The sequence below is a fragment of the Flavobacterium davisii genome (assembly GCF_042182265.1).
GTDB lineage: Bacteria > Bacteroidota > Bacteroidia > Flavobacteriales > Flavobacteriaceae > Flavobacterium > Flavobacterium davisii.
In genome coordinates, this window is sequence record NZ_CP097869.1 from 2,646,559 (window position 1) to 2,666,247 (window position 19,689).

The window sequence follows — 19,689 nt, forward strand, 5'->3', positions numbered from 1 at the left end:
TTTTTTATAAATTGCGTAAAATTCTAAATATAAAGAATGAAAATACCGTTTGATAATGCTCCTTTTTATCATTATTTATTAGAAATATTTGCATTTTTTATAGGCATGCGCCTTTATTCTTTTCTTAAGAAAAAAAATAAAATTATATCGGATGAAAATAGACTTTGGATTTTATTAGGTGCTATGATAGGGGCTCTAATAGGATCAAGAGTTATTGCAGTTTTAGAAACGCCTAGTTTAATTCCTAATATGTCCTTTTTTTCTTTTTTTCAAAATAAAACAGTTGCAGGTGGTTTTTTAGGTGGTTTACTTGGGGTAGAAATAATAAAAAAAATTATTGGGGAAACAAAAGCTTCCGGTGACTTATATGTATACCCTATTTTAATAGCTCTTATAATAGGTAGGATAGGATGTTTGGGCATGGGAATTATGGAACCGACTTACGGAATAGAAACTTCCTTTTTTACAGGAATAGATTTAGGTGATGGTAAATTGAGGCATCCCGTAGCTTTATACGAAATTGTTTTTTTATTAGGATTGATTTTTTTGTTCTACAAACTTGAAAAAGTCGATTTTATAAACGGAGATCGTTTTAAACTTTTTTTCTTGCTTTATTTTTTATATCGTTTTTTTATTGAATTTTTAAAACCTTATGAATCTTTGTTTTTTCAATTAAGTATTATTCATTTCATTTCTATTTTTGTTTTTTTTCACTATTATTGTTTTATAATTAGAATTATTAAAAAAATAAATGCCTACTAGAGATTATATATATTACGATGCCACACAAAGTATTTGTCCAAAATGTTTACATCTTTGTAATGCTAAAATTGTTTTTGAAAACGAAAAAGTTTGGATGTTAAAACATTGTAAGACACATGGTGATTCAAAAGTTATGATTGCGGATGATGTTGAATATTATCGTCAGATAAGAAATTATAATAAGCAATCAGAAGTGCCTTTAAAGTTTAATACAAAGGTGCATTATGGTTGTCCTTATGATTGTGGATTATGTCCTGATCATGAGCAACATTCCTGTCTATCAATTGTAGAAGTTACAGATCGTTGCAACTTAGCCTGTCCTACTTGTTATGCTAGTTCAGCCCCTAATTATGGGAATCATAGAACATTAGACGAAATTGAAAGAATGTTAGATGCTATTGTAGCTAATGAAGGGGAACCTGATGTAGTTCAGCTTTCAGGAGGAGAGCCTACTGTACATCCTCAATTTTTTGAAATTTTAGATTTAGCTAAATCAAAACCTATTAAACATTTAATGGTTAATACTAATGGTATAAGAATAGCTAAAGATATTTCTTTTGTAGAAAAATTAGCTTCTTATATGCCCGATTTTGAAATTTATCTTCAATTTGACAGTTTTAAATCAGAAGTTTTAGAAAAAATGAGAGGAGAAGATTTAAGTCAAATTAGAAAAAAGGCTATTGATAACTTAAATCGATTTAATTTATCCACCACTTTAGTTGTTACTCTACAAAAAGGTGAAAATGATGACGAAATTGGTGAAATTTTACAATATGCCTTACAACAAAAATGCGTTAGAGGAGTAACTTTTCAGCCAACTCAAGTTGCGGGAAGAAATGAAAATTATGATGATAGTGAAGGTCGAATAACACTAACAGAAGTACGTAGAAAAATTTATGAGCAATATCCTATTTTTACACCGCAAGATCTAATTCCTGTTCCTTGTAATCCTGATGCTTTATGTATGGCTTACGCTTTAAAAATGAATGGAGAAGTTTTTCCTATGACAAATCTTATTAATCCAGAAGATCTTTTAAACAATTCTAAAAATACAATTGTTTTTGAAAGTGATGAAAAACTTAAAAATCATTTACTTACCTTATTTAGTACAGGTATTTCTGTAGATTGTGCAGAAGAAAAATTAGGCGAATTAATGTGTTGTCTACCTAGGGTAAAATCAGATCATTTACAATATGAAAATTTGTTTAGAATTATTATTATGAATTTTATGGATGCACATGATTTTGATATAAGAGCTGTCAAAAAATCATGTGTACATATAGTTGATAAAAAGGGAAAATTAATTCCTTTTGAAACAATGAATTTATTTTATAGAGATGAATCGATAAAAGAAATTAGAAAACAACTAAACTAAAAAAATGCAAAGATTTAGTTTTTAAGGAAAGAAAGATTAAATGACATGAAGAATAAGAAAATGTTTTTTTTATCAACTTTCATAATGATATTATGTATTCTATTTGTAGAGCCTATTCGTACTATTCTAAAATTAGGCCTACTAACTATTGCCGGATTGGCTGTTATAATATCCCCTTTTCCTCTTATCATAGGATTATTACGTTTGTTTTTTATAACGGATGATAAGAAGTTTACATTACAATTAGTTACGTATTCAACTATTATATTAATAATAGGCTATAGTACTTGTGGTATATTAACCTTTGTAAAATAAATAATATGTTAAATAATCTTTTTTTTGTTTTAATTATTGTTGTAGAACTGGTAAGTCTAATAGCTTTTCTTGTAGGTCTGATATTAGGCATTTTTTTTAGAAAAGATAGGTATAAATTAATAACTAAAAAACTATTAATTTACTCTGTCATTTCATTTATAATAGGATTTGGATGCTGTGTAGGTCGTATTGTGTTATCACCTAAATGATTAATTTTAACGCTATATTAACATTTTTTTATAAATTATAAAAATACATTTGCTATAGGTAAATATTAAATGATGATTGCTTATTATAAAAAAATATTTTTTTATACACTATTTTTTATCCCTTTTTTTCTCATTTCTTGCAAAGAAGAACAAGAAGATAAGGTTTATTTTGGTGGTGAGATAATAAATCCTAATTCTAAATTTCTTTATTTATGTAAAGAAGACAAGGTGATTGATACTATAGAATTAGATAACAATAATCGTTTTTTAGTAAAATATGATACGTTAAGTTCTGGTATGTATACTTTTAGGCATGAACCTGAATATCAATATATGTATATAGAAAAAGGGGACAGTTTAATGGTAAGGCTAAATGCACAAGAATTTGATAATTCATTAACATTTTGTGGGCGAGGAGATGAGAAAAATAATTTTCTAATTGAATTATTTTTGAGAAATGAAGAAGATAAAAATTCTAGTTTTGATATTTATGATGAACCCTTAAAAAAGTTTGAATATAGGCTCAATAAAGAATATGAAAAAAGGAAAGCCTTTTATGATGAAAAAAAAGAAGAAATAAATTGGAATGATGATTTTGATTTGTATGCTAATTCTATGTTGGAAATGCCTTACTTAACAAAAAAAGAGCTTTATCCTTTAGTATATCAATTTAGAACCAACAAAAAAGTTTGTGGTTTACTTCCAAAAGATTATTATGATTACCGAAAAAAAATTGATTTTAATAATCAAAAATTAACTGATTTCTCTCCTTTTGTAGCCTATTTAACAGCTATGTTAAACAACATTACCTGTCATAATAGAAAAGAAACTGTTATTGTACAAAATAATATAGATAGATTAAAAGTAGCCGATTCTATATTTACCAATAAATCTATTAAAAACTCTGTATTACATAACATTGCTTTTATGTATCTTTTAGAAGATCAAAATACTTCTAATAATAAAGCTTTTTTGTCTCAATATTATAAACTTTCTACTGATTCGTGTAGTCGAAATGCTATTAAAGATATAGCTAATGCTATTCAGTCTTTAGCTAAAAATAAATATCTACCAACAATTGAACTAATTGATTTACAAGGAAAAAGGATAAGTTCTATACCAACAAATTCTAAAAAAACGGTTGTGTTTTTTTGGAGTTCAGAGGCAAAATCTCATTTAAAATTAGCTCATAAAAAAGCGATTGAAATTATGAAACGAAATCCTTCTATAAACTTTGTAGCAGTTAATATAGATAAGGATCCGACTCAATGGAAAAAAGTCTTAGAGCATCATCATTTTGGAATTCCTCAATTTCATGCTAAAGATTTTGAAGATATACAAGATAAATGGGTAATAACCAAAATACACAGAGCAATATTATTAAATGAAGATAAAACAATCAAAAATGCTTTTATAAATATTTTTGATGCAGAATTTGATAATTATCTAAAATAGTGATATTGTTTTTGATTAAATATTGTCTGAAAAAGATTACAATATTATTTATTTCATTGTTTATATTTAATAAGAGTATTTTTAGTAAGATTAGAAATTATACAATATTTTACATAAGGTGTATAAACTAAATATTTAAATATTACTTTTTTAGAAAACTTCCTTTTTTATATACGCTAACTAAACGTTTTTATGCCTCTTCTTTTTTTACTTTTTTCTATCACTTTATGGGGACAATCAAGGCCTAATGTAGATTTTATTTCATTAAATGCAGAACTTTCACCCGCTTTTGAAACAAAATCAATATCAGGAACTTGTGAATATCTTTTACAAGTAAATAGAAAAGTAGATTCTATTAAAATAGATGCAATAAACATGGCTTTTGAAGAGGTTCAAATAAATGAAAAAACTGTAAAATACAAAAATACAAATAAATCAATTGTTTTTTTTGAAGGCTACAAAATAGGTAAAAATATAATTAGATTTAAGTATCAAGCCACTCCCAAACAGACTATGTATTTTGTCGATATGGGAAAAGATTCTAACGGCCTATCTTCTAATTATCATCAAGATAATGAATATAGAAATTATCAAATATGGACACAAGGTCAAGGAAAGTATACTTCTCACTGGCTACCTAGTTTTGATAATGTAAATGAAAAATTAATTTTCAATTTAAGTATTTGTGCACAACCATTTTATGAAGTCATTTCAAATGGTATATTAAAAAAAGTGATACAGCCTGGTTTAAAAGCAAATAAAAAATGGGAATATAAAATGAAAAAACCAATGTCTTCTTATTTAGTTATGCTTGCTATAGGAGGATTTGGTCATAAAAAAATAAAATCAAAAAAAGGTAAAAATATTTTTTTATATTATAAAAATGAAGATCAAAACAAATTGGATTATACATACAAATATTCAAAGGAAATTTTTGATTTTTTAGAAAAAGAAATTGGACTAGAATATCCGTGGGATATTTATAAACAAGTTCCTGTAGAAGATTTTTTATATGCTGGAATGGAAAATACTACTGCTACATTATTTAGTCAGGATTTTGTAGTAGATAAAATAGGTTTTAATGATAAAAGTTATCTAAATGTCAATGCTCATGAATTAGCACATCATTGGTTTGGAGATCTGGTTACTGCCAAAGAAGGAAAACATCATTGGTTGCAAGAAGGTTTTGCAACCTATTATGCACTATTAACTGAAAAACATTTGTTAGGGGATACTCATTTTCATTTTGAATTGCTAAAATATGCTGAAGAAATACAAGCCAATTCTAAAAAGGATACAATTCCTATTTTAAATGAAAAAGCAAGTGTTTTAAGTTTTTATAAAAAAGGAGCTTGGGCATTACACTATTTAAAAGAATTAATAGGCGATAATAATTTTAATAAAACGATCAAAACCTATCTAAAAAAATATCAATATAAAAATGTTGAAACAGATGATTTTCTAAATGAAATTAAGAAAGTAGCACCTGATTTTAATATTTCTCAATTTAAAAAAGAATGGTTAGAATCATCTTATTTTCCTATTGAAAAAGTAATTCAAATTTTGAGTAAAAATGAGAAGGTGAAAAAATATTTTGAATTACAAAAAATGGAACCTATTCCTTTTAATGAGAAAAAAACTTTTTTTAAAAATATTTTATTATTAAATGAATCTGAAGCATTATCACAAGAAGTAATTTACCAACTAATTAATATTCCTTACGAAGAAAAATCGGAACTATTAAAATTAGCAATGGATACAAAGAATATAGTTATCAGACAAACAGTAGCAGAAACAATGCAAACAATTCCTTTAGAATTTAAATCAAATTACGAAGGTCTTTTAACTGATGATTCCTATGTGACTCAAGAAATTGCATTAACTCAGCTATGTAAACAATTTCCTGAAAATTGTCCTTTTTATTTAGATAATACCAAAGAAATAACGGGTTTAAATGATAAAAGCTTTAGAATTAATTGGTTAGGACTAGCTCTTAATTCAAAAATATATAATAAAGAAATATATGATTTGCTTTTGTCAGAACTTTTAAATTATACAACAATTCAATTTAGTTCAACTATAAGACAAAACGCATTAGAAGTAGCTCTAAAAATTAATCCAACACATCCAATTGTTTTAGAATCATTAGTAAATGCTACTCAGCATCATAAGTGGCAATTTGTTCGTTTTTCAAAAAATACAATTAGGGCAATGCTAAAAAAAGTATATTTTAAAAAAGCTTTTGAATCTATTTTGCCTAAATTATCTGAAAAAGAACAAGTTTTTTTAAAGAATGAATTAAAATAGATAATAGGGTAGAGGCTTAATTATAAAATTTCTTCTATATTTTTTTTTATATTTTCTGCTATTTTATTAGTAGGTAAATCATTTTCATCATTTCCAAAAGGATCTTCAATTTCTTCTGCTATAAGTTCTAGACTGGCCAAAACATAAAATATAAAAATAACAACAGGTATTGTCAAATAACCTAAACTAAAAACATAGCCAAAAGGTAAGGTCATGACATAAAAAAAGATGAACTTTTTTAGGAATACACTATAAGAAAAGGGAATAGGTGTATTTTTTATCCTTTCACAAGCTCCACAAATATCTAAAAAAGAGATTAATTCATTATTGATGAATAGTAAATTTTCATCTGAAAGTTTGTTTTGATTTTTAAGCTCAATTATTTTTTTAGTCATTAGTTTAACAATTTGATTGGGCTTATGTTTTTTATGACGTACGTCTACATTTAGTTCTTCAAATAACTCTTGACTAATTTCTTCATTCTTTAAATGTAAATTAAGAGTTTGTGCAAAATGGGGTATTGATTTTTTAAATAAAATCCGATCTTCTTTGTTGAGTAATGCAGAAAGTTTTATTGCTAGGTTTCTACTATTATTAACTAAAGATCCCCATTGTTTCCTTCCTTCCCACCATCTATCATAAGCGGTATTTGTTCTAAAAACTAAAAGTAATGAAATAACAAAACCCAACATGCTGTGCATGATGGGTATGTTTTTTAAGTTATGATTTTCTGATAATTTAAAATATTCGAGTTCTAAATAGGCAATGATTCCAGCATATATTCCAATACTAACTATTAAAGGTAATAATTGTCTAAAAGTATCTGCTTTGTGAAATCTAAAAATAAAAGTAAACCAATCTTTTGTATTATAAGAAATCATTATGTTTTATTCTTTTTCTTTGTGAATTCTATCTAATTTAATTTTTTCTGGAGCATGAAGTACCATTGGGAATTTTTCAATTTTCACAGAACTTATATCCAATCCAAAAGCACTTTCTTCTGATAAAGAGAACTTTTTAAGAAAGAAATAGGTATTCATTATTATTTTTTCAGCAAAATCTAAGAAACTGTCATTTGAAAGATATTTTTCAGAAAGTATAAATTTAAAGTCGCCTAAAATTTTATTTTTATGTAAAGATTCGTAACGACTTGTAATATCTACTTCTCCTTTTTCTACCATGTCCTTAATTACTTCTTTAAACATTAGATTAATTTTGGTAGGTTCTCTAAATCCTAAATTAAAATCAATACGGTATAAATCATCTTTAATAATCTCAGTTACTCTATATTCTTTTTTGTATGGTTCATTCGTAACATTAACATGTATAAACCAATAAATATCAGCACGTTTTGGTCTTTTTTGTAAAATAGAATACATTACTTTTTCTTCAATTTCATCTACGCGACCTGCGTTGGTCATATAAACTAAATGAGTAGCATATTTTGGAATAGATAAATCAACGCTTAATTCGGCTAAAACTTTTTTGTAGTGGTCAACTTTTACAAATTTAGTATAATTTTTACCAATTTGTTTCGCTCTATACCAAACAGCCATGACAAATATTAATAAACAGGCAATAATAAGTGTTACGTATCCGCCATGTGCAAATTTATCCAAACAAGCTATTAGAAAACTAAATTCAATAGCTAAATAAAATAGAATTACAGGTATTATTATATAGACAGCAATACGCTTCATAACCATATAATACATCAATAAAATAGTCGTCATGATCATACATAAAACAATAGCAAGACCATAGGCAGCTTCCATTTTTCCTGATTCTTTAAAGTACAAAACAATACCAATACAACCTGCTAATAATAACCAATTGATAGAAGGGATATACAATTGACCTTTTAGTACTGTTGGATATTTAATTTTTACTTTAGGCCAAAAATTTAATCGTACTGCTTCATTAATTAATGTAAAAGAACCAGATATTAAGGCTTGAGAAGCAATAACAGCAGCTAAAGTAGCTATTAAAATTCCAAAAGGTTGAAACCAATCCGGCATTACCAAATAAAAAGGATTGATATTATTAGGATTAATACTACGTAAAGTTTCTCCTTGATGTTTGATTAAATAAGCTCCTTGGCCAAAATAATTTAATAAAAGAGCTATTTTTACAAAAATCCAACTGATTCTAATATTTTGTCTACCACAGTGTCCCATATCGGAATATAAAGCCTCAGCACCTGTAGTACATAAGAATACAAAACCCAATACATAAAATCCTTCTGGGTGAATTTTTAATAAATGAATAGCATAATAAGGGTTAACAGCTTTTAAAACATCAAAATTTTGTGAAATTTGAATAATTCCTAAAATGGCTAACATTCCAAACCAAATGGTCATCATAGGAGCAAAAAATTTACCCACTAAGCTCGTTCCAAATTGTTGAATTAAAAATAATAATACTAAAATAGTAATTACAATAGGAACCGTATTTATTTCAGGAAAATATAATTTTAATCCCTCAACAGCAGAAGAAACAGATATAGGAGGTGTAATAATTCCATCTGCTAACAAAGCAGATCCACCTACAATAGCTGGTATAATGAGCCATCTGACTTTCGTTCGTTTAACCAATGCGTATAATGCAAAAATACCACCTTCGCCATTATTATCGGCAGATAGTGTCATAATTACATACTTTAAAGTAGTTTGAAGGGTAAGCGTCCATAAAATGGCCGAAATTCCTCCTAAAATTACATCGGGGCTAATAGCATGATTGCCAATAATAGCTTTCATTACATACAAAGGAGATGTACCGATGTCACCATAAATAATTCCTAAAGTAACAAGAATTCCACCTAGAGTAAATTTACTGTGGAGATCTTGATGATGCGTTGCGCTCATATTTGAAGTTAATAAAATAAAACACAAAATTAAATATTTACAATTAAATGTTTGTATTTTTAGTCTTTTTTTTTAAAAGAAATAGAAAGTTTTAAACTATGAAAGAAATATTTATAACATTTGTTATTTCGTTTTCACTATTAGCTTGCAAAACAAGCCAAAAGAATACTCTTAATTTTATAGATTCTATAAAAATAGATACTCTCTTAATCGAGCAAATGAGCAGTCGCGCTTTATTAATAGATAAAGACCATTTGTGGTTTGGAACCAATCAAGGTAAATTTGGTTGTATCCATCTAAAAAATAAATCTACCTATATATCTAATGTAATAGAAAAAAATAAAAAGTTCGATTTTAGAAGTATTGCTCAAACTAATAAGGATGTATTTATATTAAGTATTGCTAATCCTGCTATACTTTATAAAATAAATAAAAAGACAAAAATAGTAGAAAAGGTATATGAAGAACATCATGAAAATGTTTTTTATGATGCCATGTTATTTATTAATAATAAAGTAGGATTTGCCATTGGAGATCCAATAAATGGATATCCTTGTATCATTAAAACAGAAAATGGAGGACTTAGTTGGAAAAAAATAGAAGCAATTCATTTACCAACATTTATATCAGGAGAATCTTTTTTTGCAGCCAGTAATACCAATTTAAATTATAAAAATGGAACTCTTTTTATGGTTTCTGGTGGAAGATCAGCAAATCTCTACACATCTATGAACAAAGGGTTAAAATGGAATAAAAAACCAACTCCAATTATTCAAGGTGAAAGTATGACCGGAATTTTTACATCTGATTTTTTTAATGATAAAATAGGAATAATAGCAGGAGGTAATTATGAAAATTTGAATGACAACACACAAAATAAGGCTATTACTCTTGATGGAGGAAAGAGTTGGCAATTATTAGCCCAAAATGAAGCTTTTGGATACGCATCTTGTATACAATTTGTGCCTAATAGTAAAGGAAAATCGTTATTAGCCACAACAGCAACAGGTGTTTTTTATTCCCAAAACAGAGGAAAAAATTGGAAGAAATTATTATCAGATAATGATTTTATTGCCTTTCGATTTTTAAATTCCAAAACTGCAATAGCTTCTGGCAAAAATAAAATTGTTCGTTTTAATTTAGAGTAAAAAATTACCTTTCTTTAAAAATAAATCCAAGTCCCATTGATTTTAGCATTTTTTTACTAAAAGGGAAAAAAAAATGAGATTGACCAAAAAGCCAACCAAAAAACATTAACATAAAAGGGTAGAGAGGCAATACTAAAATTAATAATAAAAAGTAATAAATACTCCAATGCATACTTTCCTTTGTTAATCCTAGAAATTGCATAAAATAGGCGGAAATTCTAGCTGATAAAGAACCATTTATAGCAAATACAAGGAAAATAACAGCTAATTGATAATTCGATTTAATTCCCCAATGCTTTTTAAGTCTATTCATTTTCTTTTATTTTCACAAATATAATTAACGTATGGGAAACCTGCTAAATAATTGTTTATTATTATATTTTGTTTCATAAAAATAATCATAATTTATGAGTATTTATACAAATTGAACTGTAATTTATTAGATTCTTAAATCTGTAAATTTTCTTAGAAACATACTAGAATTTAACAGCTAATTAGTTAAACTAGATCATATACTTATAATTGATAATTTCATAAAATATTTTTAAATTAATATCGTATAAAATTTAAAAACAATTGAATTTAACCCAAATTACTTTTAGATATTTTAAAAAAACATTTTACTTATTTTAGTATTATAAAATTAAGAACTAGAATTACCAAAACTATATTTGAGTTTAAGTTTTTAATATTCATTAAAATCTAAAATAACGACTCTCTCTTTATACATTATTAAAAGACCTATAATTTATATTATGTAAAATAGAAAAATTAAACATTTCCTTTGCTCCTATAAAAAATGTTTCTAATTTTACTTTGAAAACATTTACATTTGATAAAGTCTTCATTTGTTACTTAATTATTTTAATGATTATAAATGCTTTCTAAAAATAGATTTTATAAAAATTATATGAAAAATTCTATAGCTACTAATATTGCCAATTTTTTAAAGGATTTTAAACCCTTTAGTTTTTTATCTTTTGAAGATCTAGAACAAATTGCGCATTATATCAAAGTTATTCATTTAGATAAAAAACAAAAACTTTTTCAAATAAATGATCCTTTACATGAAAGTTTTTATGTCGTAAATTCTGGTGTTATTCATTTAACTGTTGTATCAGATGCCGAAGAAACGCTATTAAACAAATGCTATGCAGGAGATATTTTTGGATTAAGACCTTTTTTTGCTAAAAACAACTATCAAATGACCGCAAAAGCAAATGAAGAAGCTATTTTATTTGCTATACCTATTGATAAAATCAGACCATTTGTAATACAAAATTCACAAGTTTTAAATTTCTTACTAGAAAGTTTTGCTTTAAATTCAAACAATCCAACAGATCAAGATAAAAAACAATTAATTGCTGATAATGTTCAACTTTCAGAATTTCAAAATGATTTTTCATTTATACAAACATTAGCTTATAACCACTCCCCTTTGTTCGTTAAACGAGATCAAAGTATTAAAGAAGTAGCTTTGCTAATGACTGATAAAATGCTCGATAACGCATTTATAATAGAAGATAATAAACTTATAGGGATCGTTACCGATTCAGATTTTAAATATAAAGTTGCTACTGGTAAAAATGCTATTCAGTCGCATATTGATAAAATAATGACTTATCCAGTTATAACAGTTACTGAAAACATTTCATTATCAGAGGCACAATTAGTAATGTTATCACATAAAGTACACCATTTATGTGTTACTATAGATGGGACTCCACATAGCGATGTAAAAGGTGTTATTACACAACAAGATTTAGTACAAGCGCAAGCTAATTCCCCTGGTGTATTAATAAAAGAAGCTAAAAGAGCCAACTCTTCATTAGAATTAAGAGCCGTTTATAAATCCATGGCATCTATGATGCAACAAGCACTTACAAAAAATATACCATTGCAACATCTTTATAATGTAGCTGGTGAAATTATATTAGCAATTATTCATCGTTCTGTAGAATTAGCTATTTTAGATTTAGGTTCTCCTCCTGTACCTTTTGCATTTTTAAGCATCGGAAGTCAGGGAAGAAAAGAACAATTATTATTAACAGACCATGATAACATGTTAATATATGCAGATGTAGAGATACAACAAGCTAGAAATGCTCGTTTTTATTTTAGCCAATTAGCTAAAAAAGTTGCTGAAACACTTGAAAAGTTAGGCTATAAACATTGTGAGTTCGGAAATTCTATAACAAATGAAAAATGGTGTAAACCCTTAGGAGAATGGATTATGCAATATGAAAATTGGATTAAATCTCCAGGGGAATTTACTAATGAACATTGTGCCATTTTTTTTGATTATGAATTTGTATATGGAGATCAGAGTTTTGAAACTGCTATTACCGATACGATTAATAAAATGAAGAATAAAGTTTTATTTTTAGACTATTTAGGAAATGATGCACTAAAAAAACCAGCGCCCTTAAATTTCTTCAAAAAATTTAATGAGGAAGATACAGGGCCATATTATGGTAAATTCAATATTAAAGAAAAAGCGCTTAATCAAATGGTAGATATAGCCCGTTTGTTATCCATACAATTTGAATTAAAAGGAATAAATAACACTTATTCTAGATATAAAGAATTGGCTATAAAAAATGCGGAAAATGAGAACATTTATCGTCAGGCATCCGAAACATTTTTGTTATTATCGAAATATAGAATTTTAGAAGGTTATAAAAACGATAATACGGGTGAGTATATAGATGTAGAACATTTACCTAAAATAGAAAAAGAACGCTTGAAAGAATCTCTTTCTGTATTAAAAGATTTAGAAGAAATAGTAAAAGACACCTTTCAATTAACACAATTTTCATAAAATGCTCGATTGGTTAAAACATTTAGGAAAAGAATATCCAGATTTTTGGAAAAATTATTTAGTTCAATTAGAAACACCTTCTATAAGAAAAGTTGCTTTGCATATTGAAACAACAGGATTAAATCCTTTAAAAGATAAAATTATATCTATAGGGGCTGTTGTCATTCAACATAATCAAATTATCGTTGAACAAAGTTTAGAAATTGAATTAGAAAAGGATAAAATAATGAATGCTAAAGAGTTGACTTATGAAGAAGCTCAAGCCATTGAAGCCTTTATCCATTTTATAGGTAATGCTACACTTGTTGGACATAGAATACATTATGATATTGATATTTTAAATGAATATCTTTCAAAGTTACATAGCGGTCGTATCAAAAATAATTTATTAGATGTAGAAGTCATGGAAACTAGAATTTTGGATCTAAATTCTAAAAATTTTTCACTAGAAGAACTATTTTCTACGTACAAAATAAAAAATCCTGAAATACAAACTTCAGCGAATTTAGCATTTAATATTGGTTTGTTGTTTTTAAAAATGAGAGGGAAACTAAAAATTAATTAAACCCAGATTACGCAAAAGTTTCTATCTATTTCAAAAACTAAATCAAAAAAGGAGGAATTATATATCATATAATTCCTCCTTTTTTTGAGAGTTATAAACTTAAATGATGATTTAATACAATTTATTTTAGACACTCTCTTTTTTTATTTCTTCAACTATTTCTGGATTTAATAATGTAGAAATATCTCCAAAGTTTTCCAAATCACCAGAAGCTATTTTTCTTAAAATTCTACGCATAATTTTACCTGAACGAGTTTTAGGTAAACCGCTAACAAACTGGATTTTATCTAATTTAGCAATTGGACCTACTTGATCTGAAATAATTTGGTTAATTTCAATTTTTAAATTTTCACGATCACGATGTTCTCCTGTTTCTTTTAAAATGACAAAACCATACAAAGCATTTCCTTTTATATCATGAGGAAATCCAACGATAGCACTTTCTGCCACAGCAGGATGCTCATCAATAGAATCTTCAATAGGTGCTGTTCCTAAATTATGTCCTGAAACAATAATAACATCATCTACTCTACCTGTAATTCTATAATATCCTACTTCATCACGTAATGCACCATCTCCTGTGAAATATTTACCAGGAAATTGTGAAAAGTAGGTTTCTTTATAGCGTTCATGATCTCCCCAAATAGTTCTAGCAATACTTGGCCAAGGAAATTTAATACACAAACTTCCTACTACTTGATTCCCTTCTATTTCATTTCTTAATTCATCCATTAAAACAGGTTGTACACCAGGTAAAGGCAGTGTTGCATAAGTAGGTTTAGTAGGAGTTACAAATGGTATTGGTGCTATCATAATTCCGCCTGTTTCCGTTTGCCACCAAGTATCTACCAAAGGACAGCGTTTTCCTCCTACATGATCATTATACCAATGCCACGCTTCTTCATTAATAGGCTCACCTACTGAACCAATTACTTTTAATGATTTTAAAGGAAATTTTTGTACGTAATTTAAATTTTCTTTAGCTAAAGAACGAATTGCTGTAGGAGCTGTGTAAAATTGCGTTATTTTATGTTTTTCTATTATTTGCCAATAGCGTGAAAAATCAGGGTAAGATAATATTCCTTCACTTATGACTGTTGTTGCACCGTTTAGAAGTGGTCCGTATAAAGAATAAGAATGTCCTGTAATCCAACCTATATCTGCTGTACACCAAAAAATATCGCCATCATTATAATTAAAAACATTTTTAAAAGTATAAGCGGTATAAACCATATAGCCAGCCGTAGTATGTACCATTCCTTTAGGCTTACCAGTAGAACCTGAAGTATATAAAATAAACAAAGGATCTTCAGCATCCATAATTTCGGCTACGCTAGTATCTAAAGCATTATCTAATAAAGGTTGTAACCAATGATCACGCCCTGCTTTCATGTCTATCGTATCTTTAGTCCTTTCTACAACTAAAACTGTTTTAACAGCATGACAGCGCTCTAATGCTTCATCTACAATACCTTTTAAATTAATTTTTTTATCACCTCTATAGGCACCATCTGATGTAATTACCATTTTTGCTTGACAATCATTTATACGAGCTTCTAAAGCGCCTGCTGAGAAACCTGCAAAAATAACGGAATGAACAGCTCCTATTCTAGCACAAGCCAAAATAGCAATTGCTAATTCTGGTATCATAGGTAAATAGATACAAACTCTATCGCCTTTTTCTATTCCTTGTTCAAGTAAAACATTGGCCATTTTTGAGACTTTTTGATAAAGCTCATTGTAACTAATCTTTTGTGATGTTTCCTCTGGATTATTGGGTTCAAAAATGATAGCTGTTTTATCGCCACGTCTAGCTAAATGACGATCAATACAATTCTTTGTTATATTAACTTTTGCATCAATAAACCATTTAAATTCAGCTTTTTGCATGTCAAAGTCAAAAACTTTATCCCACTTCTGATACCAAATAAAATTTTCATCGGCTATTTTATCCCAAAATTTTTTGGGTTCACGTACCGATTTTTTATACATTTTAAAATAGTTTTCTAAATCCTTTATGGTATAATAACTCATGATTTGCCTTTTTATAAAATGGTTTATGACTCGTTAAAATTCTAAAAAGCGAAAATACCATATTTATAATGAGTTCGCAATTTATAAATGATTAAATATTCGCAAAAAGTAAAAAAAAAATCTACTTACTATATTTAAAAAAATCTATTTTTCTATTTTAATTGAAAAGAATAAAACAAAACAATATCCAAACAAGTATAATTTAAATTATTTTTGCACATTCAAAATCGTTAAAAAATAGGTATAAGTGGTTTATTCATTTTTATGAGTTTGTGTTTTTTAATAAAATAAGATAAAATGTTTTTTAATTCCTTAGAATTTGCAATTTTTTTACCTGTCATCTTTTTTCTCTATTGGTTTGTTTTTAATAAATCGAAAAGAAGTCAAAATACCATATTAATTATAGCTAGTTATTATTTTTATGCTTGTTGGGATTGGCGTTTTTTATTTTTATTAATTTTTTCAACACTTTTAGATTATATATCAGGTATCCAGATTGAAAATAGTAAAAATGAAAGAATTTCTAAATTTTGGTTTTGGCTTAGTATTGGAATAAACTTAGGTTTTTTGGGCCTTTTTAAGTATTATAACTTTTTTGTACAGTCTTTTGCTGATTTATGTGACAAGATAGGATTTGAAATACATCCTTATATGTTAAAATGGATCTTACCTGTAGGTATTTCATTTTACACTTTTCATGGTTTATCTTATGTTATTGATATCTATAAAAAAAGAATTAAAGCAGAATATAATTTTATTGATTATTCTTTATTTGTTAGCTATTTTCCTTTATTAGTAGCGGGGCCTATTGAAAGAGCCACTCATTTACTCCCACAAGTAAAAGTTAAAAGAATATTTCATTTTGAAAAAGCAAAAGAAGGATCTTATCAAATTATATGGGGCTTGGTTAAAAAAGTGGTAATTGCGGACTCTTGTGCTTTATATGCTAATGCTATTTTTGATCATTCAGACACTATGAATAGTTATTCACTACTATTAGGAGCTATTTATTTTGCCTTTCAAATATATGGTGATTTTAGTGGTTATTCTGACATTGCCTTGGGTACTTCAAAATTATTTGGAATAGATTTATTAAAAAACTTTGATTATCCTTATTTTTCTAGAGATATTGCTGAATTTTGGCGTCGTTGGCATATTTCCTTATCCTCTTGGTTTCGTGATTATTTATATATTCCTCTAGGAGGAAGCCAAGGTGGAAAATGGATGCAAGTTCGTAACACATTCATAATCTTTTTAGTTAGCGGATTTTGGCATGGAGCTAATTGGACTTTTATTATGTGGGGACTTATAAATGCTATTTATTTTTTACCATTGTTGATATTAAATAAAAATAGGAATAATGTTGGAAACATAGATTTTAAATGGAATTTTTCTGGAATTAAAACCTTACTAAATATACTAAATACTTTTGTTCTTTCTACTTTAGCTTGGATATTTTTTAGAGCTAAAACGATAACAAATGCTTATAATTATATTTATAGATTATTTACTAATAGAGATTTCACTACACAATATTTAGATAATGAACGTTATTCTCATGAATTAATCCCTTTAGTAGTATTATTTATCATTTTTGAGTGGTTTAATAGAGGCAAAACGGAACCTATTTCGGGAAGATTTGCTTTTATAAAATTATTTATTTTGATTTTAACTTTAATTGCTCTAGGTGTTTATTCTGATTATAAAGAATTTATATATTTTCAATTCTAATGAAAAAATTTTTAAAACATAGTTTAGTACTATTATGTATTGTTATATTAGGTAGTATTTTTCTTGATCTAACTTATACCTTTATTCTTTCTTCTTCTAATAAAAGAAATAAAATTGAATATGTATTGCATATAAAACCCCAAAAATATGATGTCGTTATTATGGGAACATCTCGTGCTAATAATCATTTTATTCCTTCTCTTTTTGAAAAAAAAGGTTACAAAACGTTTAATTTTGGTATCAGTGGTTCTCATCTTTTTGAAACTAATTTATTATTAAAAATAATGCTTCAACGAAAGGTTAAAATCAAAAATTTATTACTAGAAGCTGATTTAAGCGTTTGCAATGAAAAAAGAGATGAGGGAACAACAGCACGTTTTATGCCCTATTTGCATACTAATTCAATTATAAAAGATCATTTTAAATCAGAAGCAGATTTCTTACAACTTTATTATATTCCTTTTTATCGCTATATAAAATTTGATAGCAAAATTGGTTTTAGAGAAGTAAAAAATGCTTTTTCAAAAGAAAAAACAAACTTATTAGATAATAAAGGTTACTATCCTCTAGAAGGTACTAATTGGCGGAGAATGAAAAATAATATTGCTGGATTAAAACCTATTCGAAATCATTATTTAGATGATATCAAAGAAATATGCAGAAAAAATAATATTCGTTTAATTTTAGTCATGACTCCTATGTGTAAGTGTACCAAAGGCATGAATTATTTTTCTAATGTAAATAAAATTTACCCCGAAATTTATAATTTTGAAAACGCGGTAACGGAAGATTATTATTTTTCATCCTGCGGTCATTTAAATAACAAAGGAGCTATTAAATTTACCAACTATATACTAAATCATCTTACATTTTGATTGGAAATAATTAATATTTTTTTAAATAAAATTAATTATCGATTTCCTTGTTCAAGTCATTTTGTAATTGATATAATTAAAAAAGAAGGTGTCCTTTAGGACACCTTTCTGCCATTTTCGACCATAGGAAAAAGAGATGATACTCATGATATGTCTTGTTTCGCCTGTTTGAGTAAAGTTTTCAAGTTTCTTATTGTCCAAATGACAGATTAGACGTTGAATTTTAACTTTTCAGCCCCCTCCTTTTTAATTATTTATATTTAAAGTCATTTACTTTTTTATACAGTATAGCAAGTTACAGCTAATTAAAAAAATTGAATTACTCCTTATTAATAAGATGATTAAGCATGATGTACTAGTATCGGAATATGTACTCTATGTGTCATTTTTTGAGTGAGTCTTTTAGTAAATAATTCTGTAAAAAAATCTCTTTTATAGGTAACCATACCTAACAAATGTATTTGATGATTATCAATAAAATTCTCAATTCCATCCATTACATTTTCTGATGTATCAAAGACAAAATGAACCTTATCACTTTCAAAATTTTCTTTCCAAGAATTTATTATTTCATCAGATACTTTATCTGCTGAATTTACAACATGTAAACATTTGATGGTACAACCTAATTTATTAGCTAAATCTATTGTATTTACAAAAGCTTCTTTATCCGTTTCCTTAAATCGGGTGGTAAAACCTATAGTTTCCCAATCTTCTGTATTACATCCGTCAGGTAAGACTAATGTAGGTACATTACCTGTTAAAATAACGGAATCAGTATTTGTTCCCATAACTCTAGAAAACCAATCATCATCTCCAGAAGTTGACATTACGATAAAATCTACTAGTTCTTCTTTTACACATTGATTTATACTTACATTTAACTCACCCAAAACAATTTTATGACTTATTTCTACATCTTCTAGTCCTTTTGAATAAGCTAATTCACTTAATTTTTTATTATTTTCTTTAAATAGTTCAAATTCATCTAAATCAACACTTGAATACAACATATTAGCACTCAAAACACTTGATTGCACATCTATAATGGGCAAATTATAGCTATGTAATAAAAGCACTTTTGCTTGGTTTTTTTTTGCTAATTTTAATGCAAAAAGACTGGCTTTATTAGCTGCATCTGAAAAATCGGTAGGAACTAAAATGGTTTTCATATATATTAAGTTTTAGTTATGATAGTTTATTTCTTAAAATTTTTAGCTTTAAAAGA

General features: G+C 27.0%; 16 protein-coding genes. 10 read left to right on the forward strand and 6 right to left on the reverse strand.

What is annotated here, in order from left to right; genetic code table 11:
- The first annotated feature begins 36 nt into the window (after nt 1–36).
- The 5 genes from NAB20_RS11270 (at nt 37) to NAB20_RS11290 (ending at nt 6,423) form a co-directional block, all read left to right on the forward strand.
- Entirely contained in the window at nt 37–762 is a 726-nt protein-coding gene (locus NAB20_RS11270) for a prolipoprotein diacylglyceryl transferase family protein (RefSeq protein ID WP_375605149.1), read from the forward strand.
- Nucleotides 752–2,137 (forward strand): radical SAM protein, encoded by a 1,386-nt coding sequence (locus tag NAB20_RS11275; protein ID WP_375605150.1) that lies wholly within the window; start codon nt 752–754, stop codon nt 2,135–2,137. Before NAB20_RS11270 ends, NAB20_RS11275 begins: the two co-directional genes overlap by 11 nt.
- Nucleotides 2,138–2,221: 84 nt before the next feature.
- A complete protein-coding gene (locus NAB20_RS11280) occupies nt 2,222–2,452 on the forward strand; it encodes a hypothetical protein (RefSeq protein WP_123901354.1) in 231 nt (76 codons plus the stop codon).
- Between the two features lie 278 nt (nt 2,453–2,730).
- On the forward strand, nt 2,731–4,116 hold the full coding sequence (locus NAB20_RS11285) for a thioredoxin-like domain-containing protein (RefSeq protein ID WP_240668936.1): 1,386 nt from the start codon (nt 2,731–2,733) through the stop codon (nt 4,114–4,116).
- A gap of 192 nt (nt 4,117–4,308) precedes the next feature.
- Nucleotides 4,309–6,423: a M1 family metallopeptidase gene (locus NAB20_RS11290; RefSeq protein ID WP_375605151.1), complete on the forward strand. Its 2,115-nt coding sequence runs from the start codon at nt 4,309–4,311 to the stop codon at nt 6,421–6,423.
- 20 nt (nt 6,424–6,443) lie between these two features.
- Here the strand turns inward: NAB20_RS11290 and NAB20_RS11295 are convergent, their stop codons facing one another.
- Nucleotides 6,444–7,304: a bestrophin family protein gene (locus tag NAB20_RS11295; RefSeq protein WP_088393467.1), complete on the reverse strand. Its 861-nt coding sequence runs from the start codon at nt 7,302–7,304 to the stop codon at nt 6,444–6,446.
- A gap of 6 nt (nt 7,305–7,310) precedes the next feature.
- Complete coding sequence (locus NAB20_RS11300; RefSeq protein WP_105197047.1) at nt 7,311–9,287, reverse strand: KUP/HAK/KT family potassium transporter; 1,977 nt, start codon at nt 9,285–9,287, stop codon at nt 7,311–7,313.
- Nucleotides 9,288–9,385: 98 nt separating this feature from the next.
- Here NAB20_RS11300 and NAB20_RS11305 point away from each other — a divergent pair, with 98 nt between their 5' ends.
- Complete coding sequence (locus NAB20_RS11305) at nt 9,386–10,435, forward strand: WD40/YVTN/BNR-like repeat-containing protein (protein ID WP_375605152.1); 1,050 nt, start codon at nt 9,386–9,388, stop codon at nt 10,433–10,435.
- Between the two features lie 4 nt (nt 10,436–10,439).
- Here the strand turns inward: NAB20_RS11305 and NAB20_RS11310 are convergent, their stop codons facing one another.
- Nucleotides 10,440–10,748, reverse strand: a complete 309-nt coding sequence (locus tag NAB20_RS11310; RefSeq protein WP_375605153.1) for a DUF6787 family protein — start codon at nt 10,746–10,748, stop codon at nt 10,440–10,442.
- A gap of 409 nt (nt 10,749–11,157) precedes the next feature.
- Nucleotides 11,158–11,283, reverse strand: a complete 126-nt coding sequence (locus NAB20_RS11315) for a hypothetical protein (RefSeq protein WP_375605154.1) — start codon at nt 11,281–11,283, stop codon at nt 11,158–11,160.
- A 62-nt stretch (nt 11,284–11,345) separates the two neighbouring features.
- Here NAB20_RS11315 and NAB20_RS11320 point away from each other — a divergent pair, with 62 nt between their 5' ends.
- Nucleotides 11,346–13,256 carry a DUF294 nucleotidyltransferase-like domain-containing protein gene (locus tag NAB20_RS11320; RefSeq protein ID WP_127823056.1) on the forward strand — a complete coding sequence of 637 codons (1,911 nt, stop codon included), beginning with the start codon at nt 11,346–11,348 and terminating at the stop codon, nt 13,254–13,256.
- 1 nt (nt 13,257) lies between these two features.
- The gene (locus NAB20_RS11325; protein ID WP_105197051.1) at nt 13,258–13,821 is read left to right on the forward strand and encodes an exonuclease domain-containing protein; all 564 of its coding nucleotides are present in this window, start codon (nt 13,258–13,260) and stop codon (nt 13,819–13,821) included.
- Between the two features lie 126 nt (nt 13,822–13,947).
- On the opposite strand, the gene acs is transcribed toward NAB20_RS11325, so the two are convergent.
- Nucleotides 13,948–15,855: an acetate--CoA ligase gene (gene acs / locus NAB20_RS11330; RefSeq protein ID WP_105197052.1), complete on the reverse strand. Its 1,908-nt coding sequence runs from the start codon at nt 15,853–15,855 to the stop codon at nt 13,948–13,950.
- A gap of 297 nt (nt 15,856–16,152) precedes the next feature.
- On the opposite strand from acs, the gene NAB20_RS11335 reads away from it, so the two are divergent.
- A complete protein-coding gene (locus NAB20_RS11335; protein ID WP_375605155.1) occupies nt 16,153–17,586 on the forward strand; it encodes an MBOAT family O-acyltransferase in 1,434 nt (477 codons plus the stop codon).
- Complete coding sequence (locus tag NAB20_RS11340) at nt 17,586–18,461, forward strand: hypothetical protein (protein ID WP_375605156.1); 876 nt, start codon at nt 17,586–17,588, stop codon at nt 18,459–18,461. Before NAB20_RS11335 ends, NAB20_RS11340 begins: the two co-directional genes overlap by 1 nt.
- 341 nt (nt 18,462–18,802) lie before the next feature.
- Here NAB20_RS11340 and NAB20_RS11345 read toward each other — a convergent pair whose 3' ends face one another.
- Nucleotides 18,803–19,633 carry a universal stress protein gene (locus NAB20_RS11345; protein ID WP_105197055.1) on the reverse strand — a complete coding sequence of 277 codons (831 nt, stop codon included), beginning with the start codon at nt 19,631–19,633 and terminating at the stop codon, nt 18,803–18,805.
- Nucleotides 19,634–19,689 lie beyond the last annotated feature (56 nt).

Coding starts and splice junctions, on each gene's coding strand:
- NAB20_RS11270 (WP_375605149.1), top strand. CDS start 37: ATGAAAATACCGTTTGATAATGCTCCTTTTTATCATTATTTATTAGAA.
- NAB20_RS11275 (WP_375605150.1), top strand. CDS start 752: ATGCCTACTAGAGATTATATATATTACGATGCCACACAAAGTATTTGT.
- NAB20_RS11280 (WP_123901354.1), top strand. CDS start 2,222: ATGATATTATGTATTCTATTTGTAGAGCCTATTCGTACTATTCTAAAA.
- NAB20_RS11285 (WP_240668936.1), top strand. CDS start 2,731: ATGATGATTGCTTATTATAAAAAAATATTTTTTTATACACTATTTTTT.
- NAB20_RS11290 (WP_375605151.1), top strand. CDS start 4,309: ATGCCTCTTCTTTTTTTACTTTTTTCTATCACTTTATGGGGACAATCA.
- NAB20_RS11295 (WP_088393467.1), bottom strand. CDS start 7,304: ATGATTTCTTATAATACAAAAGATTGGTTTACTTTTATTTTTAGATTT.
- NAB20_RS11300 (WP_105197047.1), bottom strand. CDS start 9,287: ATGAGCGCAACGCATCATCAAGATCTCCACAGTAAATTTACTCTAGGT.
- NAB20_RS11305 (WP_375605152.1), top strand. CDS start 9,386: ATGAAAGAAATATTTATAACATTTGTTATTTCGTTTTCACTATTAGCT.
- NAB20_RS11310 (WP_375605153.1), bottom strand. CDS start 10,748: ATGAATAGACTTAAAAAGCATTGGGGAATTAAATCGAATTATCAATTA.
- NAB20_RS11315 (WP_375605154.1), bottom strand. CDS start 11,283: ATGAAGACTTTATCAAATGTAAATGTTTTCAAAGTAAAATTAGAAACA.
- NAB20_RS11320 (WP_127823056.1), top strand. CDS start 11,346: ATGAAAAATTCTATAGCTACTAATATTGCCAATTTTTTAAAGGATTTT.
- NAB20_RS11325 (WP_105197051.1), top strand. CDS start 13,258: ATGCTCGATTGGTTAAAACATTTAGGAAAAGAATATCCAGATTTTTGG.
- acs (WP_105197052.1), bottom strand. CDS start 15,855: ATGAGTTATTATACCATAAAGGATTTAGAAAACTATTTTAAAATGTAT.
- NAB20_RS11335 (WP_375605155.1), top strand. CDS start 16,153: ATGTTTTTTAATTCCTTAGAATTTGCAATTTTTTTACCTGTCATCTTT.
- NAB20_RS11340 (WP_375605156.1), top strand. CDS start 17,586: ATGAAAAAATTTTTAAAACATAGTTTAGTACTATTATGTATTGTTATA.
- NAB20_RS11345 (WP_105197055.1), bottom strand. CDS start 19,633: ATGAAAACCATTTTAGTTCCTACCGATTTTTCAGATGCAGCTAATAAA.